Source organism: Paenibacillus sp. sgz302114, from assembly GCF_056120345.1.
Map to the genome: position 1 here is coordinate 409,120 of NZ_JBVYOI010000002.1, position 21,505 is coordinate 430,624.

General features: G+C 50.0%; 22 protein-coding genes. 5 read left to right on the forward strand and 17 right to left on the reverse strand.

Features of this window, described 5'->3' with window-relative positions:
* Window positions 1-70: 70 nt before the first annotated feature.
* The 7 genes from AC0LWF_RS06960 to AC0LWF_RS06990 form a co-directional block, all read right to left on the reverse strand.
* Entirely contained in the window at window positions 71-1,717 is a 1,647-nt protein-coding gene (locus AC0LWF_RS06960; RefSeq protein WP_474650822.1) for an ATP-binding protein, read from the reverse strand.
* Between the two features lie 177 nt (window positions 1,718-1,894).
* A complete protein-coding gene (locus AC0LWF_RS06965; RefSeq protein WP_474650823.1) occupies window positions 1,895-2,446 on the reverse strand; it encodes a hypothetical protein in 552 nt (183 codons plus the stop codon).
* 249 nt (window positions 2,447-2,695) lie between these two features.
* Complete coding sequence (locus AC0LWF_RS06970) at window positions 2,696-3,670, reverse strand: aldo/keto reductase (RefSeq protein ID WP_474650824.1); 975 nt, start codon at window positions 3,668-3,670, stop codon at window positions 2,696-2,698.
* A gap of 116 nt (window positions 3,671-3,786) precedes the next feature.
* Window positions 3,787-4,857: a Gfo/Idh/MocA family protein gene (locus AC0LWF_RS06975; RefSeq protein WP_474650825.1), complete on the reverse strand. Its 1,071-nt coding sequence runs from the start codon at window positions 4,855-4,857 to the stop codon at window positions 3,787-3,789.
* Window positions 4,858-4,908: 51 nt separating this feature from the next.
* Complete coding sequence (locus tag AC0LWF_RS06980) at window positions 4,909-5,976, reverse strand: Gfo/Idh/MocA family protein (protein WP_474650826.1); 1,068 nt, start codon at window positions 5,974-5,976, stop codon at window positions 4,909-4,911.
* 145 nt (window positions 5,977-6,121) lie between these two features.
* Entirely contained in the window at window positions 6,122-7,366 is a 1,245-nt protein-coding gene (locus AC0LWF_RS06985) for an ATP-binding protein (protein ID WP_474651214.1), read from the reverse strand.
* A 195-nt stretch (window positions 7,367-7,561) separates the two neighbouring features.
* A complete protein-coding gene (locus AC0LWF_RS06990) occupies window positions 7,562-8,251 on the reverse strand; it encodes a hypothetical protein (protein ID WP_474650827.1) in 690 nt (229 codons plus the stop codon).
* Window positions 8,252-8,381: 130 nt separating this feature from the next.
* On the opposite strand from AC0LWF_RS06990, the gene AC0LWF_RS06995 reads away from it, so the two are divergent.
* On the forward strand, window positions 8,382-9,227 hold the full coding sequence (locus tag AC0LWF_RS06995; RefSeq protein ID WP_474650828.1) for a gluconate 2-dehydrogenase subunit 3 family protein: 846 nt from the start codon (window positions 8,382-8,384) through the stop codon (window positions 9,225-9,227).
* Between the two features lie 19 nt (window positions 9,228-9,246).
* Window positions 9,247-10,962: a GMC family oxidoreductase gene (locus AC0LWF_RS07000; protein ID WP_474650829.1), complete on the forward strand. Its 1,716-nt coding sequence runs from the start codon at window positions 9,247-9,249 to the stop codon at window positions 10,960-10,962.
* Between the two features lie 404 nt (window positions 10,963-11,366).
* Here AC0LWF_RS07000 and tatA read toward each other — a convergent pair whose 3' ends face one another.
* The gene (gene tatA / locus AC0LWF_RS07005; RefSeq protein WP_474650830.1) at window positions 11,367-11,579 is read right to left on the reverse strand and encodes a twin-arginine translocase TatA/TatE family subunit; all 213 of its coding nucleotides are present in this window, start codon (window positions 11,577-11,579) and stop codon (window positions 11,367-11,369) included.
* A gap of 30 nt (window positions 11,580-11,609) precedes the next feature.
* Complete coding sequence (gene tatC, locus AC0LWF_RS07010; RefSeq protein ID WP_474651215.1) at window positions 11,610-12,362, reverse strand: twin-arginine translocase subunit TatC; 753 nt, start codon at window positions 12,360-12,362, stop codon at window positions 11,610-11,612.
* 167 nt (window positions 12,363-12,529) lie between these two features.
* On the opposite strand from tatC, the gene AC0LWF_RS07015 reads away from it, so the two are divergent.
* On the forward strand, window positions 12,530-12,928 hold the full coding sequence (locus AC0LWF_RS07015) for a c-type cytochrome (RefSeq protein ID WP_474650831.1): 399 nt from the start codon (window positions 12,530-12,532) through the stop codon (window positions 12,926-12,928).
* Between the two features lie 200 nt (window positions 12,929-13,128).
* The gene (locus AC0LWF_RS07020; protein ID WP_474650832.1) at window positions 13,129-14,562 is read left to right on the forward strand and encodes an RICIN domain-containing protein; all 1,434 of its coding nucleotides are present in this window, start codon (window positions 13,129-13,131) and stop codon (window positions 14,560-14,562) included.
* 445 nt (window positions 14,563-15,007) lie between these two features.
* Here AC0LWF_RS07020 and AC0LWF_RS07025 read toward each other — a convergent pair whose 3' ends face one another.
* The gene (locus AC0LWF_RS07025; protein ID WP_474650833.1) at window positions 15,008-15,541 is read right to left on the reverse strand and encodes a P-loop nucleotide/nucleoside kinase family protein; all 534 of its coding nucleotides are present in this window, start codon (window positions 15,539-15,541) and stop codon (window positions 15,008-15,010) included.
* Window positions 15,542-15,615: 74 nt separating this feature from the next.
* On the opposite strand from AC0LWF_RS07025, the gene AC0LWF_RS07030 reads away from it, so the two are divergent.
* On the forward strand, window positions 15,616-15,768 hold the full coding sequence (locus AC0LWF_RS07030; protein ID WP_474650834.1) for a hypothetical protein: 153 nt from the start codon (window positions 15,616-15,618) through the stop codon (window positions 15,766-15,768).
* Window positions 15,769-16,027: 259 nt separating this feature from the next.
* On the opposite strand, the gene AC0LWF_RS07035 is transcribed toward AC0LWF_RS07030, so the two are convergent.
* The 7 genes from AC0LWF_RS07035 to AC0LWF_RS07065 all read right to left on the reverse strand — a co-directional run bounded on the left by AC0LWF_RS07035 (window position 16,028) and on the right by AC0LWF_RS07065 (window position 21,478).
* Window positions 16,028-16,228, reverse strand: a complete 201-nt coding sequence (locus tag AC0LWF_RS07035) for a hypothetical protein (protein WP_474650835.1) — start codon at window positions 16,226-16,228, stop codon at window positions 16,028-16,030.
* 151 nt (window positions 16,229-16,379) lie between these two features.
* Window positions 16,380-16,583 carry a hypothetical protein gene (locus tag AC0LWF_RS07040; RefSeq protein WP_474650836.1) on the reverse strand — a complete coding sequence of 68 codons (204 nt, stop codon included), beginning with the start codon at window positions 16,581-16,583 and terminating at the stop codon, window positions 16,380-16,382.
* 82 nt (window positions 16,584-16,665) lie between these two features.
* A complete protein-coding gene (locus AC0LWF_RS07045) occupies window positions 16,666-16,917 on the reverse strand; it encodes a YolD-like family protein (RefSeq protein WP_474650837.1) in 252 nt (83 codons plus the stop codon).
* Between the two features lie 476 nt (window positions 16,918-17,393).
* The gene (locus AC0LWF_RS07050) at window positions 17,394-19,013 is read right to left on the reverse strand and encodes a glycoside hydrolase family 13 protein (RefSeq protein ID WP_474650838.1); all 1,620 of its coding nucleotides are present in this window, start codon (window positions 19,011-19,013) and stop codon (window positions 17,394-17,396) included.
* Window positions 19,014-19,026: 13 nt separating this feature from the next.
* Window positions 19,027-19,578: a glucosidase family protein gene (locus AC0LWF_RS07055; protein ID WP_474650839.1), complete on the reverse strand. Its 552-nt coding sequence runs from the start codon at window positions 19,576-19,578 to the stop codon at window positions 19,027-19,029.
* Window positions 19,579-19,701: 123 nt separating this feature from the next.
* Window positions 19,702-20,526: a carbohydrate ABC transporter permease gene (locus AC0LWF_RS07060; protein WP_474650840.1), complete on the reverse strand. Its 825-nt coding sequence runs from the start codon at window positions 20,524-20,526 to the stop codon at window positions 19,702-19,704.
* A gap of 4 nt (window positions 20,527-20,530) precedes the next feature.
* Window positions 20,531-21,478 (reverse strand): carbohydrate ABC transporter permease, encoded by a 948-nt coding sequence (locus AC0LWF_RS07065; RefSeq protein WP_474650841.1) that lies wholly within the window; start codon window positions 21,476-21,478, stop codon window positions 20,531-20,533.
* Between the last annotated feature and the right edge of the window lie 27 nt (window positions 21,479-21,505).

Sequence of the window (21,505 nt, forward strand, 5' to 3'; positions counted from 1 at the left end):
CGGGGCAGTTTTACCGACTCTCTCTCTCCGCTAACGAATCGTAAACATCTTATTCGCCCAAATTCCTCGCTTAAAAATATGTAACGAACTCCAGCAGCGTTCTGTCATCCATTCGGAGACTACTATCCGTCCTCTTATCCTGATAGATTCTCGACACGATCGTATCAAATAACTGGGATTGACTAACGGGATACGGAATACGCCGCATATCATCCATCTCGCTCGATGCAGCGACCCCAGCTTGGCTGAGTGCAGCTTCAACCAGCAGCAGCTTCCGCTGCATCATTGTCGGCAAGCTGCTCACCTGCTCCAATCTGCTATCTATAAGCGCCAGGTCGAATTCGTCCGATCGACGAATCGCTTCGATAGCCTCAGTTATGGAGGAAGCCGGCTCGACCTCGAACCTAAACTGCTCCAATTGGTTCTTCAATACATCCTGCATCTCCGGGTCGCTGCTTACGGACAAGATACGGAGTGACATGTTATGATCACTTGGCAGTTCGCTCAGAAACGAATCTGAACCGAGGCCGAACCTCACCGTGAACGTAAATGTGCTGCCAGCGCCCGCTTTGCTCTCGAAGCCGATCGTTCCACCCATAATCTCGACCAGCTTCTTGCTGATCGCAAGTCCGAGCCCCGTCCCTCCATACTTGCGCGTCGTAGACATGTCGGCTTGGGAGAATTCCTTAAACAGCAAAGACTGCTGCGACTCCGGTATGCCGATCCCGGTATCCGAAATTTCGAATTGAAGGATGACCTCGTTACCGCCAGTATGCGGACCAATCTGCTTCACACGAAGCTGAATCTCTCCAACCTCTGTAAATTTAACAGCATTGTTCGATAGATTGAGCAGAATCTGATTTAGACGGAAAGGGTCCCCTATTAACATTTGAGGCACATCTGGATGAAGGGATATGCGAAGCCCAAGCCCTTTATCCTTCACCTTCAAACCGATCATGCTGGATATGTTGCTCAGTACCCCATAGAGATCAAAATCAATGTGCTCGATCTCAATTCTCTGCGCTTCGATCTTCGAGAAATCGAGGTTATCGTTAATAATGGTGAGCAAGCCTTTGCCGGTTTGTATCGACGTATTGACGTATTCCGCCTGCTTGTCCGACAGCGCCGTCTTCTGCAAGAGATAATTCGTCCCCATAATCGCATTGATCGGCGTCCGTATTTCATGGCTCATATTGGCCAAAAACTCGCTTTTGCTGCGATTCGCTTTCTCCGCAAATTCCTTCGCGTCGTTTAACTGGCACGTGCGTATTTCAACCAGCTCTTCCAGATGCTCCTTGTAATGATGAAGCTGCGAGGCCATCTGCGTTATGGCATCCGCTATTCGTCCAACTTCGTTATTGGATTTGACATCTATCGCAACCTGCAAATTTCCTCCAGCAATTTGTTTGATTTTTGACAATATGGCGGGAATATCCCTCAGCATCGATCGCATCAGCCAATAGACAACGATGACCAGCAGCAGTCCTGCAGCAAGAAAATAGAGCAAGGTTAACCGGCTAAAATAAGTCAGCTGCTTTTGTGCTTCAGCCTTAGGTATCGCAACCGCGACAGACCACCCCGTAGATAAGACAGGTCCATGATAGACATACTCATAACGGTCGTTTAATTTCACACGCTCGAAGCCTCTGTTTCCGGCAATCATTTCTTTAGCCAGACTTCCAAGCGCGCCAGGCATCTGCTGGACATCATCTTTCATTGAGGTAACAGGGTCAGGGTGGTAGACCATTTTGCCATTAGAGAAAACAAGAACGTATACCCCTTCTCCCCAGGGTTATAGGATTGCATAATTCGAGGAAAATCTTGGAGCAATACGGAAATACCGACGTAGCCAACGATCCGCTTGCCATCATCAACGGGCTTCACAATATCAACGTTAAGCTCGCCGGTTGCAGCGCTGTACACCGGATACGAGTAGACAACCTTCTGATAGTCGAAGCTGTTTCGCCTCCGTAAACCACTCTTGATTATATTTGCTCCAATCGGTACCCGTAAGCAGCGCATCGTTCGCCAGCAGGAAATTACCTCGGTCGCTGACAATCCAGACCGTGCCAAGTGTATCATCGGTTTGCTTGATTGACGTCAGTGTTGACATCGCTTCACGGTAGAACGGATTCGTTCTCGCATCGCCGCGTTCCGATACGGAGGCGAGATACTTCGTTAATGAAGGATTAACACCCATTTGCCGAACAATTGAGCCTTTCTCTTTAAAGAAATCATCGATTCGCCATGCGATCGCATCTCCATTGCTCGTGAGCTGCGCTTCCAAATTCGTAATTATCATCTGCTTGGCCTGCCAATAGGAGAACAACCCGGAGCCTGTGAACATGACTGCGCTGACGAGCAGAATATATAACACTAGCTTTCGAACTATGCTTCTGTCTGTCCATTTTGCAATTGAGTTATAGAGCTCCAGCACCTGTCTCAAGTCGTAACCTCCGGACATTCATTTAAGCGCTTCCAACGCTGGCGAGGACTCTGATTACTGTCTCTAGTTTATTATAGTAATCCATAATAAATTATGTAAAGTACATAGAATGGCATAAATAGCACGTTAACATCGCCATTATTGCATGTTGCAGTTATACATAAAAAAAGAGACCACCCCTTCGGGACAGTCTCCTGCTATCTGCTGCTATCTGCTGTTATTGCCTGCTATTTACTGGCTAGTTGTGCACTAGCGCAGCGCTTCTCTAATAAATGCTACATCTTCCGGCGTCAGCGGCTTGCCTGCTCCCGCTGCGTTCGATTCTACTTGGCGAGCGTTCTTGAAGCCTGGAATGACGCAGGCATTCGGCGATTGCGCCAACGCGAACTGAAGCATAACCCGAATGAGATCCTGCGTGTCCGCGCCGAAACGCTCTTTGATCGGCTGCAGCTTGCTGCGAAGCGCAAGCAAGCCTTCCTTCGTAAAGCCGCTGTTCTCTGCGCGAATGTCGCCTTCGCCGAATTGCGGCGGATTCTCCGGATCGAACTTATCAAGCAGCAAGCCTTGCGCAAGCGGTCCGAACAGCACCATGCCGACGTTATTCTCATCCGCCCACTTGAACAGATTCGTCTCCGGCTTATCGAACTCGTTGCCGAACGCATTGTAATGGAACTGCAGCACGTCCGGACGCGTAACCGGAGCTACGCGCATGAGATCTCTATAGCTATAGCCGGATTGGCCGATGACGCGCACCTTGCCTTCTTGCTGCAATTGGCGCATCGTGTCTGCGGCTTCTTCAAGGTAGAGATCATCCGGCCCGAAGTTCGTATTATGAAAATAATGCAGATCCAAGTAATCCGTGCCCAAATTCGTCAGCGACTGCTCCAGCTGGTGGCGGATATGGATCGGCTGCATCGCATTCGGCGCTGTGCCTTTGAACCAGCCGACTTTCGTGGCGATGACCACTTGATCACGCGGCACTTCCTTCAGAAACTTGCCAATTACCCGCTCCGAATGCCCGTCCCCATATACGTCCGCCGTGTCCAGATGGTTAATCCCGAGTTCAAATGCACGCCGAAGCCCGGCGATAGATTCTTCGTCATTGTTGCCGGACCATCCGACTGGATTGCCATCCCGCCAAGAAGGACCGCCAATTGCCCAACAGCCCAAGCTTACTTCGCTAACCTTCAGTCCAGAACGACCAAGTACACGATACTCCATCATTATCATCCTTTCCAATCACAATCTAGTTCGAATCATACGTGAAAGCGCTAGCTTTGAGAAGTACGCACTTTGAATGTAGCTGGTAAACTTGAGTTTAGTAGGGGGGAGACCCGCTTCTATCTCCACCAAGCCTGAGTCTCTGTTTGCACCGGCTCGCCGGTTCTCAGCGATTCGTTCATCATTAGGCTAATGTAATGATCCTGCGATGCTTCCGCCAAGCTGTAGAAGTCCGGTCCGCCAGCCGCATATTCCGCCATCTTCGCGAGGCATGTTGCAATGGCAATCTCATCGTCGCTGAGCCTTCCCGGCACGAATGGATTGCGGTATACCCACTCCTCGCCAGCCATAATCCCCTTATGGTAGAAGCCCTCCAGATTGCCGTCTTCCCCTGCATTCAATCGGCGCAGCTCCAATTCTACAGGCGTCAAATAATCCTTCAAATAGCGAACTTCCCGATTGTTGATCTCGCCGCGTTCGCCGCGAACGAGTACTCGGGGGGAACGAATCCATGAGAAATATTGATCACCTGTAAAATCATACACCGCCAGCTTCCCTTCAAAATCAAGCGAAACGATCATCTGCTCCGACTCCTTCAGCACTTCCTGGCTCGGAGCGCCGTCTCTGCCCGGACCATTCACAAGTGGCGCTGCGAATCGGTACGCATGAATTCGCGCATTCTCGGAGGTGACGCCGAGCAGCTTGCGCAGCAGGCTAATGCCATGATAGCCATGCGCGGCAGATACTTGCGCTTGCGTCACGGTGCCAAGCTTGCCTGATCTGGCAATGGCGATGCGCGCCGCATGAATCGGCTGGAACGCATACTGCTCCGCTACTTGAATGCGGGCATGACCGAGCTTCTCGTTCAGCTCGATTAGAGCGTTCAAGTCCGGTGCCGGAGGCGTCTCGGACAGAACCGGCATGCCGCAGCCTGCTAGCTCCTCAATGACGCCCGGATTCGCATCCCACGGCACACTTGTTACGACAAAGGCTGGTTTGCCTTTTTCCGCCAGCGAGGCGATGCTGCGATAGACCGGCACCTGCCACTCCTCTGCCAGCTTCCTCGCTTTCTCCTCATTCCGCACGACAACGCCGCTCACTTCGAAGCGCTCCGGGAGCGCCTTGGCAATCCGCAAATAAAAGTCTGTCCGCCAGCCGCTGCCCACGATACCAAATCGAATTCGACTCATTATTTCTCCTCCATCTCCATATCGGTCCATATCGGTCTCGATCAGCTTAGTCTAAATGAGCTTCCTGCCGTCGCGTCCGCCGCCGCTGCCACTGTACGCCACACCCGGATTCCAATCCGGCGCAACCGGCGCTTCAAAGCTGTCGACCGGAAACGTCACCTTGCTGCGCGTGCGGCTCGAAATGTAAGCGCCTTCGACAATTTCAAGCGCAAGCAGCGAGCTTTCTGGAATCGAGTAGTCTCGCTCACCGGATGCAATCATGCGAGCCATGTTGTTTACATGTGCTAAGTGTCCGGTCTCGGGCAACTCCTCCGGAACGATAAGCTGTCCCTCGGGATATTCCGCGTTCTGAATCAGGTAGCCGCTCTCCCAGCCCCAGAACTCAATCTGTCCCTTCGTGCCGATTAAGCGGAACAGCGTATCTTTCCCTTCACGGTTAACGAATACGTCATCGCCGGTATTCATAACTACACGAACGCCGCTCTTCGTCTGACCGTACGTAACCGCCGTCGTCTCCACCTGCATCCCGTCGCGATAGGTGCGCGTGCTCGATTCACAGATGCACATGACGGAGTCCATCGCCTCATTGCCCGTTAACGTCACGAAGAAATTAAGCCAATGGATGCCGGCGTTAATGATGTCCCAATACTTGTTCTGAATCTCCACGAGCGTGAGCTCGCCAATCTCTCCTCGCTGCACCTTAGAGATTATTTCGAGTGGCGTCGCTTTCACCAGCAGTCCGTGCGGCACAACCATCGGCAGGCTCCGCTTCTTAATTTCCTCGAGAATCCGCCTGCCGGACACGACCGTATCCCCGAGCGGCTTCTCCACCGCAATTCCTTTAAGCTGTGGAAGTGCATGAAGCGCATCCAGCGTAACTGTTTCATGAGAAGGCGGGAATGTGCTAACGCAGACAACGTCCGTTGGACAATCCTCAAACATCTCCGTATGGCTCTTGTATGTACGAATACCAGGAAACTTCTGCTTCAGTTGCTCGCAAACCTCCGGACGAAGATCCGCGGCCGCGACCAGTTCGTAAAGCTCCGATTGATGCAGTGCATTCATGCTCAGCTGCCCGCCAACTCCACCGCCGATCACGGCTGCCGTTAATTTGTTCATAGAGATCCACCTCGCGATATTTTGGATAATGTCCCCAATACCAATACCATTATTAACATAAACCACTGCAAGAGCTGCGTAAACAACAAACTATACGAAAAAGGCTCCGTTCGCCCTCAAGCAACCGGAACCTTATTAGCAGCATTTATAATGGATGGGCATCAATTGCAATCGGAAACGAAATCTCGAACATACTCCCCTTACTCACTACGCTCTCCACACGGATGGAACCGTTCATCGCCCGAATAATACTAAAGGCGACCATCGTACCGAGGCCGGTGCCCTTCTCCTTCGTAGAGTAGTAAGGCGAGCCCAGACGCTGAATTTGATCCTCCGTCATGCCGCAGCCCGTATCTTGAATTCGCATGATAAGCGTTTCTCGGTTCACTAGAACGGCGATATGTACACTTCCATTCGAAGAAGCTTCGATACAATTTTTGACCAGATTGATGATGCTCTGACGGAATTGCTGGCTATCGCCAAGAATTGGCTGATTGGAGCCGATTGCAACCGTTAACGTCACCTGCTGCATGTTCGCATATGGCGTCAATACACTCATAACTTGCTGAAGCTCTACTTCGAGATCGAGCGGCGTCATTTTGGCGATTTGAGGTTTGGCGAAAGTGAGATAATCCGAAATGATGTTGATTGCAGTAGTCAGCTCGTGCAGCGCAACCTCGGTTAGGTTCTCCCGCTTAGCCGCCGGAAGCTCCCTCTCTCTGAACAATTGCAGCAATCCTTTGACCGTCGTTAACGGATTTCTGATCTCGTGCGATACACTAGCCGCTATCTGGCTGATGACCCTCATCTTCTCAATCTCTTGCAGCTCCATCTGAATGCGGAGTTGGCTGATGACTAACTCCACGAGGTATACGGTTACGCAAATCGCAGTGAATTCAATCACTTTAAATACGGAGAGATGCAACGTTTCCTTGAGATTTACAAATTGCAGACTCAGCCATATGATTTGCAAAGAGATGGGAAACAGTACAACAGAGGCAAGAAGCGCATAAAATCGTTTTTTGCGGTTGTTCAAGCGTACCCTAATTGAGATTACGACGAGACTCGTATAAGTCATTGCAGCCGTCATCACGGCAAAGAAAGTACCGTCATTCACACCCTTCATACAGCGGTACACTGTCAAAATAGCAAGAAGAGCTCCCCCAACCCATGGACCGCCATATAAGACGCCAAGCACGAGCGGAATAAGTCGAAAGTCTAGCATGTACCGTCCGGCAAAATGATAGGGAAACGTCATGCAAAGCACTAAGGTTATACTTAGAAAGAGGAACAGTACAGTCTTCTGCACCTTTCCGGGAGCCGAACCATACTTTGTCCAGAAAACAAAATATAAAATGGATGGAATACAAATAAACATAAAATTGCCCATGATGCTTTGTAAAATCTCCGCCAAATGATTTCCACCTCGATAATGGGATGATGAGATCTATCTAATCCCCCAAGTATTCGCTTCATCCAGCCATTACTCCTCTTGTAAATTAATTCCTGTTTTTATTATACGTGTAAAGGCAGGCGCAGAAAAAAAGCCCGCGGTGTACGCGGACTTCCAGTCATCTTAAACTTGCTAATGTCCCTGACTCTCCACAATTTGCAGAAGCGTTTGGAGCTCGCCAGCAATCTTCGCCGGAGACAGCTTGTCCGCTGTGGCATCCGCACGTATTCGCTCAATCGTTTGAACCGCTTTGGCACTCTCCACCGTCAGCACTTTAACTTTCCCGCCGCCCATAAAATCCTGAATTTTGTCTGCTGCCAGCGTTAGATTATCATGGCTTGACGTATCCGTTCCCGCCATTCCACCAAGTCCATGCCCGGGAGTGGAGCCTTTCCCTGATATCCCCTCATTGGGGCTGAGCAGCTTCATTTGCACGTCGTCGTACCTGGAAGCGTTCGGAACTCTCTTGTCCGTTGCAAGCACGACCGTATCATCGAAAACAAATACGCGCACATCCGATATGCCCACGCCACTCAGCCTCGATTCCAGATGCGCAGAGAATCCGGTGGAATGCAGCCCAGAGCTGCCGATCATGCTATACACCGTCGTGCCCATGCCGTTTGTCGTGGTTCCGCTGCGGTTCGTAGTCATCGTCTTCACGCCGTTTGCGGAAGGGATTACATAAGGATTCCTAACCGCCGCTTCGTGGAGCATATGCTCCGCATGAGTCCCCTGCTGTTTCACCTCTGTATTTGTACTGGCGCAGCCGCCCAGAAGCAATAGCACTCCTGCTGCTGATGCCATCATCGTCATCTTTTTCATTGCTAATATTCCTCCCTGCTTGAGACTCGTTGTTGCTGTTAGCATATCCTAGCTATCGAAATGAATATTCATGCTCACTTGGAAAATAATAACCTTACGCTCAAGAATTACATTTCAGGAGGGACAAGTGTTGACTCAAACCGATCACGAAAACCTGTCCGAACAGTCACGGGACCCCGTACCCACTGAATCGCCCGATTCCGAGGAAAAGATCCACAGCAATTCACGCCGTAAATTTTTGAAGACGACCGGCTACACGATTGGCACTCTCGTTATTGGCGGTGCGTTAGGCTCGCTCATCGGCTGCGGCAAGAAGGAAGACACGAGCAGTAACAATAATACGACCGTCAATACGCCATCGACGAGCACAGGCGGTGCCACGGAAGAAGCGCGCAACTATAACCGAGCTTTGATGTTCTTTACACAAGAGCAATTCCGCATCGTCGAAAACGCAGCAGAGAGAATCTTTCCGGAAGATGACAGCGGACCTGGCGCCAAAAGCCTTGGCATTGCGTTCTTCATCGACCATCAGCTAGCCGGCGACTACGGCTTCAACTCTCGCGATTACATGAGCCCGCCTTTCTATTCCGGAGAGAAGGAGCAGGGCTATCAAGGCCGGCTGAAGCGGCGCGAGATCTATGAGATCGGCCTTCGTGAGCTCGACAACTACAGCAACACCAAGTACCAGAAAGGGTTCGCTTCCCTTGCACCCGAGGAAATGGACGCTGTGCTGAAGGACTTCGAGTCCGATACGGCCAAGCTGACCACGATTTCGGCTAGCAGCTTCTTTAAGACGCTTCGTTCCAACACGCTCGAAGGCGCATACAGTGATCCGCTTTATGGCGGCAATATCAATATGGGCGGTTGGCGGATGCGCGGTTATCCGGGCAACCAAATGAGTTACGCAGCAGCAATTGATAAAGGATACAGCAAGCTTGAGCCGAGCAGCCTGCAGGATCATCTCGCCGCTCATTAGTTAAGCAAAGGAGACAGCTATGGCAAAAACATTACCGAAAACAGATGTCGTCATTGCCGGCGTCGGCTGGTCAGGCGGCATTATAGCGGCTGAGTTAACGAAGGCCGGGCTTAACGTCGTGGGCCTTGAGCGCGGGAAGGAACGCAAAACCGAGGATTATTTCATGGTCCATGATGAGCTGCGTTATGCGCTGCGCTACGAGTTGTTCCAGGACTTGTCCAAGGAAACGATCACCTTCCGCAGCAATGAGAAAGTTCGCGCCTTGCCGATGCGCTCATACGGCTCCTTCCTGCTTGGTACTGGGCTTGGCGGCTCAGGCGTCCATTGGAACGGGCATACGTACCGCTTCCTGCCGTATGATTTTCAGATTCGCAGCAAGACGATCGAGAGATATGGCAAGAACAAGCTTCCAGCCGGCATGTCCATCCAAGACTGGGGCATTACGTACGACGAGCTGGAGCCGTATTACGACAAGTTCGAGAAGACGGCCGGCATATCTGGAGCGCCAAATCCACTCGGCGGCAAGCGCAGCAATCCGTATCCGACGCCTCCGATGAAGCAGTCGCCATCGCTGCAGAAGTTCACCGAAGCCACGACGCGCCTCAAGCTCCACCCTTATCCGATGCCCTCCGCCAACCTGTCGGAGAATTATACGAATCCCGATGGCATTGCAAGGGTCGCCTGCCAATACTGCGGCTACTGCGAACGGTTCGGTTGTGAATACGGAGCGAAGGCCGATCCGGTCGTAACGGTTATTCCTGTTGCGAACAAAACCGGCAAATTCGAAATCCGCAGCCATTCCGATGTGAGGCGGATCATACATAAAGGCGGCAAAGCGACCGGAGTCATGTATATCGACGTGACGACAGGAGAAGAAATCTTCCAGCCTGCCGATATTGTTGTTGCTGCGAGCTATGTGTTCAACAACACACGGCTGCTCCTGCTCTCTGGACTTGGCAAGCCTTACGACCCTTCCACAGGCAAAGGCGCCATCGGCAAAAACTATGCGTATCAGGTGATCAAGGGAAGCGCGGCGGGCTTCTTCGAGAAGGAGCAGTTTAATACATACGCCGGCGCTGGCGCGCTTGGTGTATCGGTCGACGACTATAATGGCGACAACTTCGACCACAGCAGTCTGAATTTTATCCACGGCGGCGTCATTACGCTCACTCAATCGGGTGCGAGGCCGATCCAGAACAACCCGGTTCCTTCGGGTACGCCTACGTGGGGCAAGGAATTTAAGACGAATTCTCTCAAGTATGCGAACCGCACGCTCAGCATCGGCGCGCAAGGCTCTTCGATGTCCTTCAAGCATCATTATTTGGATCTTGATCCGACCTTTAAAGATGCATTCGGCGACCCTCTCATCCGCATTACGTTCGATTTTGAAGATCAGGACCGCGAGCTGGCGAAGTTTCTAGCGCTCAAATGCTCGGTTATTATGAAGGAAATGGGCGCGGATCACGTCGACTATTTGAAGGAGCTAGGTCCCTATGAGATCATGACGTACCAGTCGACCCACAATACCGGCGGCGTTATCATGGGCGCGGATTCGGGCGATTCGGCGGTCAACAATTACAGCCAGATGTGGGATGCGGACAATGTGTTCGTCATCGGCGCAAGCTCCTTCCCGCAGAACGCCGGCTACAACCCGACCAACACGGTGGGCGCGCTCGCTTATCGGACGGCTGAAGGCATACTGAGCTACCGGAAAAATGGAGGCTTGCTCGTTTGAGCAGCTGCAGACAAAGAGAAGGGCCTTATCCGCTATTGGATAAGGCCCTCTTTGTGCTCTGGCTAACTAACTCACAGCTCAGACTTCTCCCATGAAGGGTACGTGCTTCACCTCTTTGGCTCAAACTACCTGATTTTCTCTCATGTAGGGTACGTGCTACACCTCTTAAGCTCAAACTACCTGATTTTCCCCCATGTAGGGTTTGTGCTACACATGTAGTGACCCTAGGTACTCTCTTTGCACTATTCCGGTGAAATCTCACCAATGTAGTGACTCTGGGTACTCTCTTGGTCAATGTAATCCACCACACCAGCTTCTTTTCGCTCAACAGAAAAAGCCTTATCCACTTAAGGATAAGGCCCCTTCTCGATGTTGTTCAAACTTGTGGTCCCAGCAGTCGCCGCTTACAGCAGCTTCTGGGTATCTTTTTTCTCTAGCTGATCAGTCGGAGCCGCAGTAATCGTGTCTTCCTCCACAATACCTCGTGTCGAGCTGCGGAATTCACGCAATGTGTCGCCGAACGCGCGGCCCAGCATCGGCAGCTTGGCTGGCCCGAACACAATGAGCGCAATGAGCAAAATAATGAGTAACCCTGAAACACCGATGTTATTGAACATGTGTATTCTCCTTTTTTGCAAACCGTCTAATTACGCGGGATCTGGATCTGGGTATGAATACGCCGACGCAGCTGCATGCCGCCGTGCAAACCGGTTCGACAGAAACGCGCTGATCTCAAACAGCAGCAGCAGCGGTACCGTCACGGACAGATGCGAGACAAAGTCCGGCGGTGATATACTTGCGCCGACTATGGCCAAGCCAACATAAGCATATTTGCGCGAAGTTTTCAGCCTCTCCGGAGTAAGCAAACCCAGTCTAGTCAGGAACAGCATGACGAGGGGCATCTCGAACGCAATACCAAGCGGGAAGACAACGCTGAATAGAAAGACAAAGTACTTATCAATCCCGTACGTTTCCGTCGCTCCGATTGTCTGGTTCATCTGCATCATGAAGCGGAGCATCATCGGGAATACGAGGAAATAGCTGAACGATATGCCGCCAAGAAACAATAGGAATGAGAAGGGTACATAAGCAAGCGTCCCCTTCGCCTCCTTGAGCGTCAGGCCCGGTCTTACGAACGCCCAGGTCTGATAAAGAAGTATCGGCAGCGTACATAACATTGCCAGCAAAAATGCGCATCTCAAGTAGATAAACAAGCCATCTGTGAACGAGAACACGTTCCACTCGACGGATGCTGCAGTCGAGCTCGATTTAATGTACTTCAAAATGCGGGGCGACAAATAAAGGCCGCCGCACATGGAAACGAGGAAGCAGGCAGATACAATCAGCAATCTTCGCCTTAGCTCCGTCAAATGCCTAACGACATCTTCGTTAATGTCCAGCAGCGCTCACCTCGATTCTGGCTTCGCCTGTTATATTTTTCAAGTCCCAAACTTAGATTGTCCATCTTGGGTACCGATATGCATTTGAAAGTGGGCAATGCCCGCATACGGTGCGAGGAATGAGGGAAACGTATGACAAATAAGACAAAGAATGAGGTGCACTTACGATGATGAGTAAATCCAAATGGTTGATGGTTGCTGCTGCGGGGCTAACAATCGCCTTGTCAATTAGCGCTTGCGGTGGGAACAAGAACGACAATAATACTGGCACAAATAACGGCGGCAATACTTCAACGAATACGCCGAGTACGAGCAATAATGCCGGAGCCGGTACCGTCGATACAGCCGCAGCCGAAACCGTATTCAAAAGCAATTGCGTCAGCTGTCATGCAGCTGACTTATCTGGCGGCATGGGCCCTAACCTGCAAAAGGTAGGCAGCCGGTTGTCTGTAGATGAAATCTCGACCCGTATCCATCAAGGTGGCGGCGGAATGCCGGCTTTCCAGGGACAGCTAACCGACGATGAAATCGCCAATCTAGCCGGCTGGCTGAAGACGAAACAGTAAGAAGCACGCAAACAAAAGCACGGGCACAAACATAAGCATAAACAAATGCTCCGCATGGTCGATCGACCTTACGGGGCATTTTTTTTCGACTTAACCTGTAATTTCACGCAGCTTATCGCAAACATTTTTTTACATTTTCAATCCATATTGCTGTATAATTTATATTGAATATACACTTCATACAGAAAGAGGTCATCCACATGATACGGAAATGGAAATCAGCGATCGCAGTCATGCTCATCACGATTCTTTCCCTCTCTCTTGTAAGCGCTTACGTATTTGCCGCCCCGTCCGATTCGAAACGAGCAGAGTTGAAAGTGCTACTACAAAACGTTACTGGAGCGGATGGCGTACGGTATAACGCAACAGACAGCTCCGGCAACAAAATGGACACGGCCAAAATTATCGCAAACCCGTCCGTATCCGGTCAGTTTATCGCCGTTTATCATACGTATGACACATCCGGCGTCGCACGAGTCAATCTCTCCACCTCGACAGATTTGCTGAACTGGACGTTCGTCAAAAGCTTGGCTGGCGCTTCCGGCTCCAACGCCACTCAGCCGACCATTGCCGTCGCTTCCGACGGTGGCTTCGTTGTCGCATGGGAGCAAGAGCCCAATAATCATCTGCGCGTACGCTACTACAGCAGCTGGACGAATCTCTCTAACGGAACCTATGCCAAATCGTATGACCCTCCACGCCAGCTCTCAACCTGCGCAGAAGGAACGCCAAATATTTATTCAGCCAGCAGCACAACCGTCGATATTGGCTTCCACTTTTATTCCAACTGCACGGTAGATCGCCAGGCACGAGGCACGGTGACGAACTTTAACTCCTGGAGCAGCAGCGCCCAATCTAACTTCGATAACGCTCTTCTCTATTGGGGAGTACAAGGAAACATTGGCGGACGCGATATGCTCACTTATGGCAGCTACAATTACGGACTCATTGAGGGGCAGTTTACGAACGGCGATTTCGGCTCGTTCCGAACGTTTATCTACGATTACCAGACAGGAAATGCGGAACAGCTTAACATCAATACTCCGAATGGCACACTGAATTTCGCCAATCCGAAATTCGCCAATGTGACAATCAACGGCCGCGCAGCAATTGTCGTATCGATATTCGTCCCATCGGAGAACGCCGGTCCAGGTGAAAGCGGTGAATTGATCTACTATTTCTATCTACCGAGCACGAGCGTTGTCTCCGGCAGCACGTATCAACTCGTCAACATCAATAGCGGTAAAGCGCTCGACGTGTTGAATTCCGGAACGACCGACGGTACGAACGTACAAATCTATACCGACAATAACACCAATGCCCAGAAATGGACGATCACTTCGAACGGAGACGGCACATACCGGCTGATCAATCCAAATAGCGGCAAGGCGCTGGACGTGAATAACGGCGGCACCACTGACGGCACAAACGTCCAGATTTACACGTACTCAAGCGGCGCCGCCAAACAAAAGTGGACCATAACCGCCAACTCAGACGGTACGATGAAGCTCATCAACCCGAACAGCGGCAAAGCACTCGATGTATCGAACTCCGGCACAACGAACGGTACGAACGTGCAAATCTATACGGATAACAACTCCGGCGCGCAGAAGTGGCTGTTGATTAAGCAGTAGGTTCGAGGTTGGTCGGCATCATAAAATAGCAGGTAATAAAAAGATCAGCTTAACCCTTATGAGTTAAGCTGATCTTTTTGCTGTTCTTTCCACAATACGTAAATTTCTCTTACTTAACGAGCTGCGAATAAAGGACGATTCTTTAAATTTGGCTGCCAAAAAAATCCTTTTTATCAAAAATGGTTTGGTGTACAATCAGAAAGTCGGCTTTCGACACTCACCTAATTGGCAATAGGGTGATCATCCATTAGCTAGAGCTCGATTTGAAAAATGTGGTTTCAGCCTCATTGATAAAAACAAATTGCCGATGACGAAGATCTGGAAAGATTGTATACATTGTTCTAAATATTCCAATTGTGATGAGAATGCTATGATTATCAATGTAATCTAGTGTTCAACTCATCTGCCCGATCGCAGAGTCCCACAACGTGAAGACATCTGGATATTATTTATATAGATATTGCAGAACATCACTGATGTAATCATCTACAGGTTGTGAGGTATCTACTTTCTTACATTCCAAGTGTGATGGCTTTTTAGCTCGGTTGATAACCTCTTGCCACTTTTCTTCGGGAATATCGACTGGACCGATTTGAGTAATCATTCGCTCGCGGTTTTTCAACCTATTGTTAAGTTCATGAATGTCGTTCAATACGCACTCTACGTATTTGTATTTCACACTATGTTTTTCAGCTAGTAAAGTTCCTTTCTCAACCAACACGTCATACAAGCAAGGACTATCTAAGATGACGTTATGTCCTTGCGAGAGATGGAAATCGACTAATGACCATTCAATATGATAAGCAACCCCGCCAGCACATTGGGGATCTACATCCAGCTCCTCTAGCCTCAGTCCCTCTAATAATCCTGTTTTCACGATATCATGGTCTATAATAACTGCTTTAGTGAACTTCGCAATTTCCCTGGCAAGAGTTGATTTTCCCGACCCAGGAAATCCAGACATTTGCAAAAAGAACATATTTACGCCCCCCATATTTGTATCCAAATGTCTTGATTATTAATTCTAAATTAAGGACGAAGGGGAAAGATAAAATGTTTCCATTCTATAATTCTCTTTTGAAGAAGCCGATTAAAGAAATTCATTTCCCCCACGACCGGAGACCTGCGATTGCGAAGACGATAGGTGGAGCAAAAATCAGAACGGAACAAGCAGCTGGTTTTGCGGATTGGTCGCTTCTGATTTAGTGGGTGGTGGGGTTTCGCGGTAAAGAAAACGGGTTGATGCAGGAATCTATAATCGATATTCAAGCAACTGCGTAAAAAAAAAAAAGCTCAACCAATAAAGTTGAGCTCTCGAATGCTTGGATCTGCTCTCTTTCTTGAAACATAAGCATTAGTGAGGTTGTGAGATGTCCGATTCGTGCTGTCCGTAATTGAATTCAACCTACCTAAGGCCCGACAACGACTAGAAAATGAATGTGCTCAATTGGCCAGGAAGTGGAATTCACCTATACTGGTGACTTTTGTTGTTCCATTGCTGCAATTGGCGCTCGTACTCCGCCAATTTCGCTTCATGGCGCGCTTTGAAATCCGCTTTAAATTCGTAGTGGTCCGAGAGCGCATCGATGAGCCGTAAAAGCTCCTTCTCGCTATCGATATACCACAGCAGCCGGTTATAGCGCTGTTCCTGGAGAATCTCAAGCATAGTCTTTGGCTCTTGCTTTGGTTTGCATCTTCGAAGCAATTCGATCACCCCGATAGCATCATATGCGAAGCAGCACTCGTTCAGAAACGGCAAGGCGCAACGATTGCGCCATTAGCGCATATCCGTTATATCAGGGACAGGAGCCCTTTCTTCACTTCGGTTTCGACTGCGAAGAAATTCCCCCGCCTGCTTCAAATATGACCCCGTAGCCCTTATCACGTAATTTCACATTAAGCTTGAGTAAAGCAATGCCAGCATTCAGTTCCCAGCGGGCGAGCGTCATCGCGCTAGGGTAGAGCCTCGTAATAGGCAGGATCCGCTTCAGCCATATCGAGAAGGCGTTAATCGCCTGCACTTGAGCTGTCTTCGATTTGGCTGCGACAGCTGCAGCTGCAGCTCACGCTCTTTTGTCATTCACTTCATTTGAGCAGACCAACTCAATCCCTTGGATAATTCATGTTCATTATATCCATGAAAGGAACCTTATCCAATCCGTCTGCCGTATCCACATGGACCTTGCCCGTTCGGGAATCCATCGCTACGATTTGTCCCCGCACGCACTCTTCTCTTCCCCAAACGGTCAACAGAATCACGGATTCCTCCTGAAAAGCCTCCACCAACTGATTTCCTATCTCCTCCAGAACGAATTCGTCTCTGGTAGGTCTCTTCGGTACTTTCGCTTTTGCCACATTCGTCACGCCTTCGCTTAATATCTTGAAGCTCTATTATAATATCTTGTCACCCGACACGTCTTCTATATTCGTTCGCGAATACGCACAAGAACTTGCCTGCTTAGACCTGCTCCGTCGGGAATGACATCATGTTCTTGTCAAAATCGGAAAAGACACGATATACGCGGCTTTGATGGGATAATGTTCTTGTCACCCGACGTCGTTTTACTGACATTTGAATCCCCCATTAGAAGTAAACTTAGCAGTTATAATATTTGATAAGTATCCCCAACTTAACATAGGGAACATGACTGCATTCGAAAACGCCGACAACGATACAGACCAAATCGTACAATATTAGCCAATGCAGGCCAAGCATCCGGCTTACGCGCGTAACCTTGCGCATCCGACAACGAAGCGATACGACCTTGTGTCACCGGGAAAGATCCCAATAAAAAAAACCGGACAGCCCGATGGCCGTCCGGTTATCGCTTTTATCTCAACTGATAAATCCGTGCTTCATAGGGCTGAAGGAGAAAGCTGTCCGAGGCTTCCGTCGGCAATTCCGGATAATTCCGAATGATCGTCTCTCCAAGACCGGAGGTCACGGCATCCGGGAGACGGCAAAGCGTCTCTTGTTCCGAGATGTTAAGCAGTACAAGCCATTTATCATCCCCTAATGTACGGTAATAAGCGTAAATGTGTGAGTCATCGTCCAGAATCGGTTCGTAGGTACCGTAAACCATCACGTCATTCTCTTTCCTCAGGCGGATGAGCTTCTGGTAATAATAGAACACCGAATCCGGATCGGCGAGAGCCTTCTTCACATTGATCTCCCGATAATTGGGATTCAACTTCAGCCAAGGATTACCCTTGCTGAACCCTGCGTTGACCGAGTCGTCCCATTGCATCGGCGTTCTGGAGTTGTCCCTGGCGAGATGAAGCAGACTTTCAAACACTTCCAACGGGTCTCTTCCCTTGGCCACTTCTTCTTGGTACTTATTTTTCATGGCAATGTCGTTGTAATCGTCTATCGAAGCGAAGCGAACGCCTGTCATGCCGATCTCTTCCCCTTGATACACATACGGCATCCCAGGAAGCGTGTGAAGCAGGGTAGCGAAGCACTTGGCGGATTCCACCCGGTATGTCGTATCATTACCGAAACGAGTCACGAGCCTGGTGTGGTCATGATTATTCAAAAACTGCGAATTCCACCCTTTGCCCCACATGCCGTTATACCAGCGATTTTGGATTTCCTTAAAACGATGCATATCCCAATGCGCCATATAATCGCATACTTCAAAGTGAAACAAGGTATTGAGCTCGCCACGGTCTTCCCCTACGTAGAGAACGCCGTCTTCCGGCGATACGAACGGAATCTCTCCCACGGTAAAAACATCATATTGCTTCAGAACCTGCTCATGCATTTCTTGGAGGTAGTCGTGGATGCCCGGATTATTGCCCAAGTATGAAATCACATCTGGATTGTTCGCGTCCGGGAAACCCTCTTGCTTGGCGAGAAGATTGATGACATCCATGCGGAAGCCGTCGACTCCTTTATCAAGCCAGAAACGCATCATGTCATAGATCTCTTCTCTAACCTGAGGGTTGCTCCAGTTCAAATCCGGCTGCTGCGTGGCAAAGGAGTGAAAATAATACGCTCCCGTTTTCTCGTCGAGCTCCCATGTAGAAGGCGTGAAATAGGATCGCCAATTGTTCTTCTTGTTTCGCCAAATGTAATAATCTCTCTTCGGATTGTCCTTGGAAGATCGAGATTCCTGAAACCAAGGATGCTGATCGGAGGTATGGTTCACGACCAAATCCATGATCAGTTTCATGCCTCGGGCGTGGACCTCCTCCAGAAGCCGGTCGAAGTCTTCCATCGTTCCCGCTTTGGCCATCACCGAACGATAATCGGAAATGTCGTAGCCGTTGTCCACGTCCGGCGATCCGTAGCATGGATTCAACCAGATCACGTCAACCCCCAGGCTGCGGACATAGTCCAGCTTCTCGATAACCCCTCTCAGATCGCCAAACCCGTCTCCGTTCGTATCCATGAAGCTGCGCCAATAGATTTGGTAAACGACCGCTTCTTTCCACCATGTTTTTTTCATATGGGGGCTCCTTTTATTCCAAAATAAGTTCGTATCCGGTCGTATTCCGGATGACCTCGGCCTTCGCTTGCTTCCCGGCCGATTCCGGCGTCCGGGTCAGCTTCACGGACAAGCGCCCTTCGCCGATCGCGATGTTCCGTGCCGTCAGCTCGTCGAATTCGGCAGGCATGAACGGATTCATGCGGATCCGTCTCTCCAGCGCATCCGGCGACAAGCCCAGCATGGCCTGCAGGAATACAAATGTGGTCGCGCCCGACCAAGCTTGCGGGGAGCATGTCGTCGGATAAGGGATGGGATTTCCGTACACTGCCTTGTCATAGCCGCAGAATAGTTCAGGCAGCCGCTGATACTCGAAAGACTTGGACGCCTCTAGCAATCCGGAAAGGAGCTGTCCGGCTTCCCTCTTCATCCCCAGCCGGCTTAATGCTTTCGTGCTCATGGTACGAACGCCGTATCCGCTGAACATATCCTCTGTCGTGAGTCTCCGGGCCACAAGCTCCGCACGGGCCTGATTCGGCAGGCCCGATAGCAGCAAATGCCCGGGGTTGGACGTAACGGAGCGCACCTGTCTTTGCTCCTCATCCAGGGCGACCGCGTAGAACTGCTCGTGTCACTCGGTAGTCCAGTTAACGACTTCCCCTCTTCCTCGTCAGGTGCCCATAAAAAGCAAACGGCGGGAAAAGGCTATTCACCCTTTCACGCCGGAGCTCGATATGCCTTCGATATATTGCTTCTGAAAAATAAAGAAGAAAATCAAGATTGGCAATGTAGCAAGCACGACCCCTGCCATAATAAGCGGCGTATTTTCGAAGAACATATCTTTCACGCTGTTTAAACCGACCACCAGCACGTATTTATTCGGATCGCTCGTGAACGTGCTCGGAATGAGGTAGCTGTTCCATGTTCCCGAGAACGCCAGAATCGACATCGTAACGAGCGCCGACTTTGCGAGCGGAAATACGATCCGCCAAAAAGCGCCCATCTTCGTAAGCCCGTCTATTCTCGCCGCTTCGATGAATTCATTGGGAATGCTCGTGAAAAACTGACGCAGCATGAAAATATAAAGACACTGGTATAGGAACGGCACCGTTAGTCCCCATAAGGAATTGAGCCAACCCAGATGGGCGACGTTAACGTAGACCGGAATCAGAATCATATGGTAAGGCACCATCATGGAGGCGACCACAATCCAGTAGATCAATTTCTTCCCTGGAAAGTCCAGCTTCGCAAGGGCAAAACCGACCATCGGATTGATCACGAGGTTCCCAAGGATGACGAGCGCCGTCATGATGACCGTATTGACAAGCCACTTTGGCACATTATAAGCATCATTGGTAAAAAACAGTTTGTAGTTGACAAACGTCCATTTCGAAATCCCTGCCCATTTATTGACGTCTTCCATGGGAAGTACCGATGTGTACAACGTATAGAGAAACGGAAGGGCAAACAGTAATCCGAGCACGATCAGGAGCGCATAATTGCCGATCAGAGCTCCGCTCTTTCTGCTTGTCATGAGCTCACCCCTTTTCATCCAGCAATTTTTTCTGAAGGAACGTAATAATCATGATGATGATGAAGAACAGAACTACGGCCGCGCTGCCGTAACCGATATTCATATATCGAATCCCGTTCTGATAGAAATAGGTCACGACGGTATTCGTGGCCCCCGCTGGGGATCCGAGAGCTCCGTATCTGGAAATGGCGGCAATTTGGTCGAAAATTTGAAAGCCCAGGATAGTCGCCACCGACACGATGAAGAAAGTAATTGGCTTCAAGTAAGGCACCGTGATGTACCGGAATTGTGCCCATTTGGACGCGCCGTCGATCTGACCCGCTTCGTACAAGTCTTTGGGGACTTCCTGCAGCCCGGACAAATAAACGATCATGCTGAAACCGCATTGCTGAAAAATAAAGAGAAGCGCAACGAAAAGCAGAGCATAATGCGTGTCCGCAAACCAGGTCACATTGCCGAAACCGAACCATCCGAATAAGTCGGTTACGAAGGTGCCTTGCTTAAACAACATCATGAATACCGTCGTGATCGCGATTTGCGAAGTGATGTACGGAATGAAAAACAACGTTCTGAACAGGCTCTTCCCTTTGACCTTTTGATTCACGAGGATCGCCATCACCAATCCGATGACGGTTTGCAGCGGTACGGCAATGACCACGATTTCCAAGGAATGCAAGACCGCTCGGTAAAATTCATGATCCTGCAAGATGTTCACGTAGTTTTGCAATCCGATGAATTTCGCTTTGTCCAATGCGGCGAAGTTTGCATCCTGGAAGCTCCGGATAAAGGACTGCAGGAACGGATAGAAGAACCACCATGCCCACAGCACCAGGAACGGCAAACTGAACAGCCAGCCGACAGAAAAATCCGAATCCATGACTTTACGTAACCACGCATGGCTTTCCTTACTATTTATCCGTCTACCCGCGGTTGTATTTCCACCAGCACTCATCAAATTCCCTCCTTGCAACAAGACCAT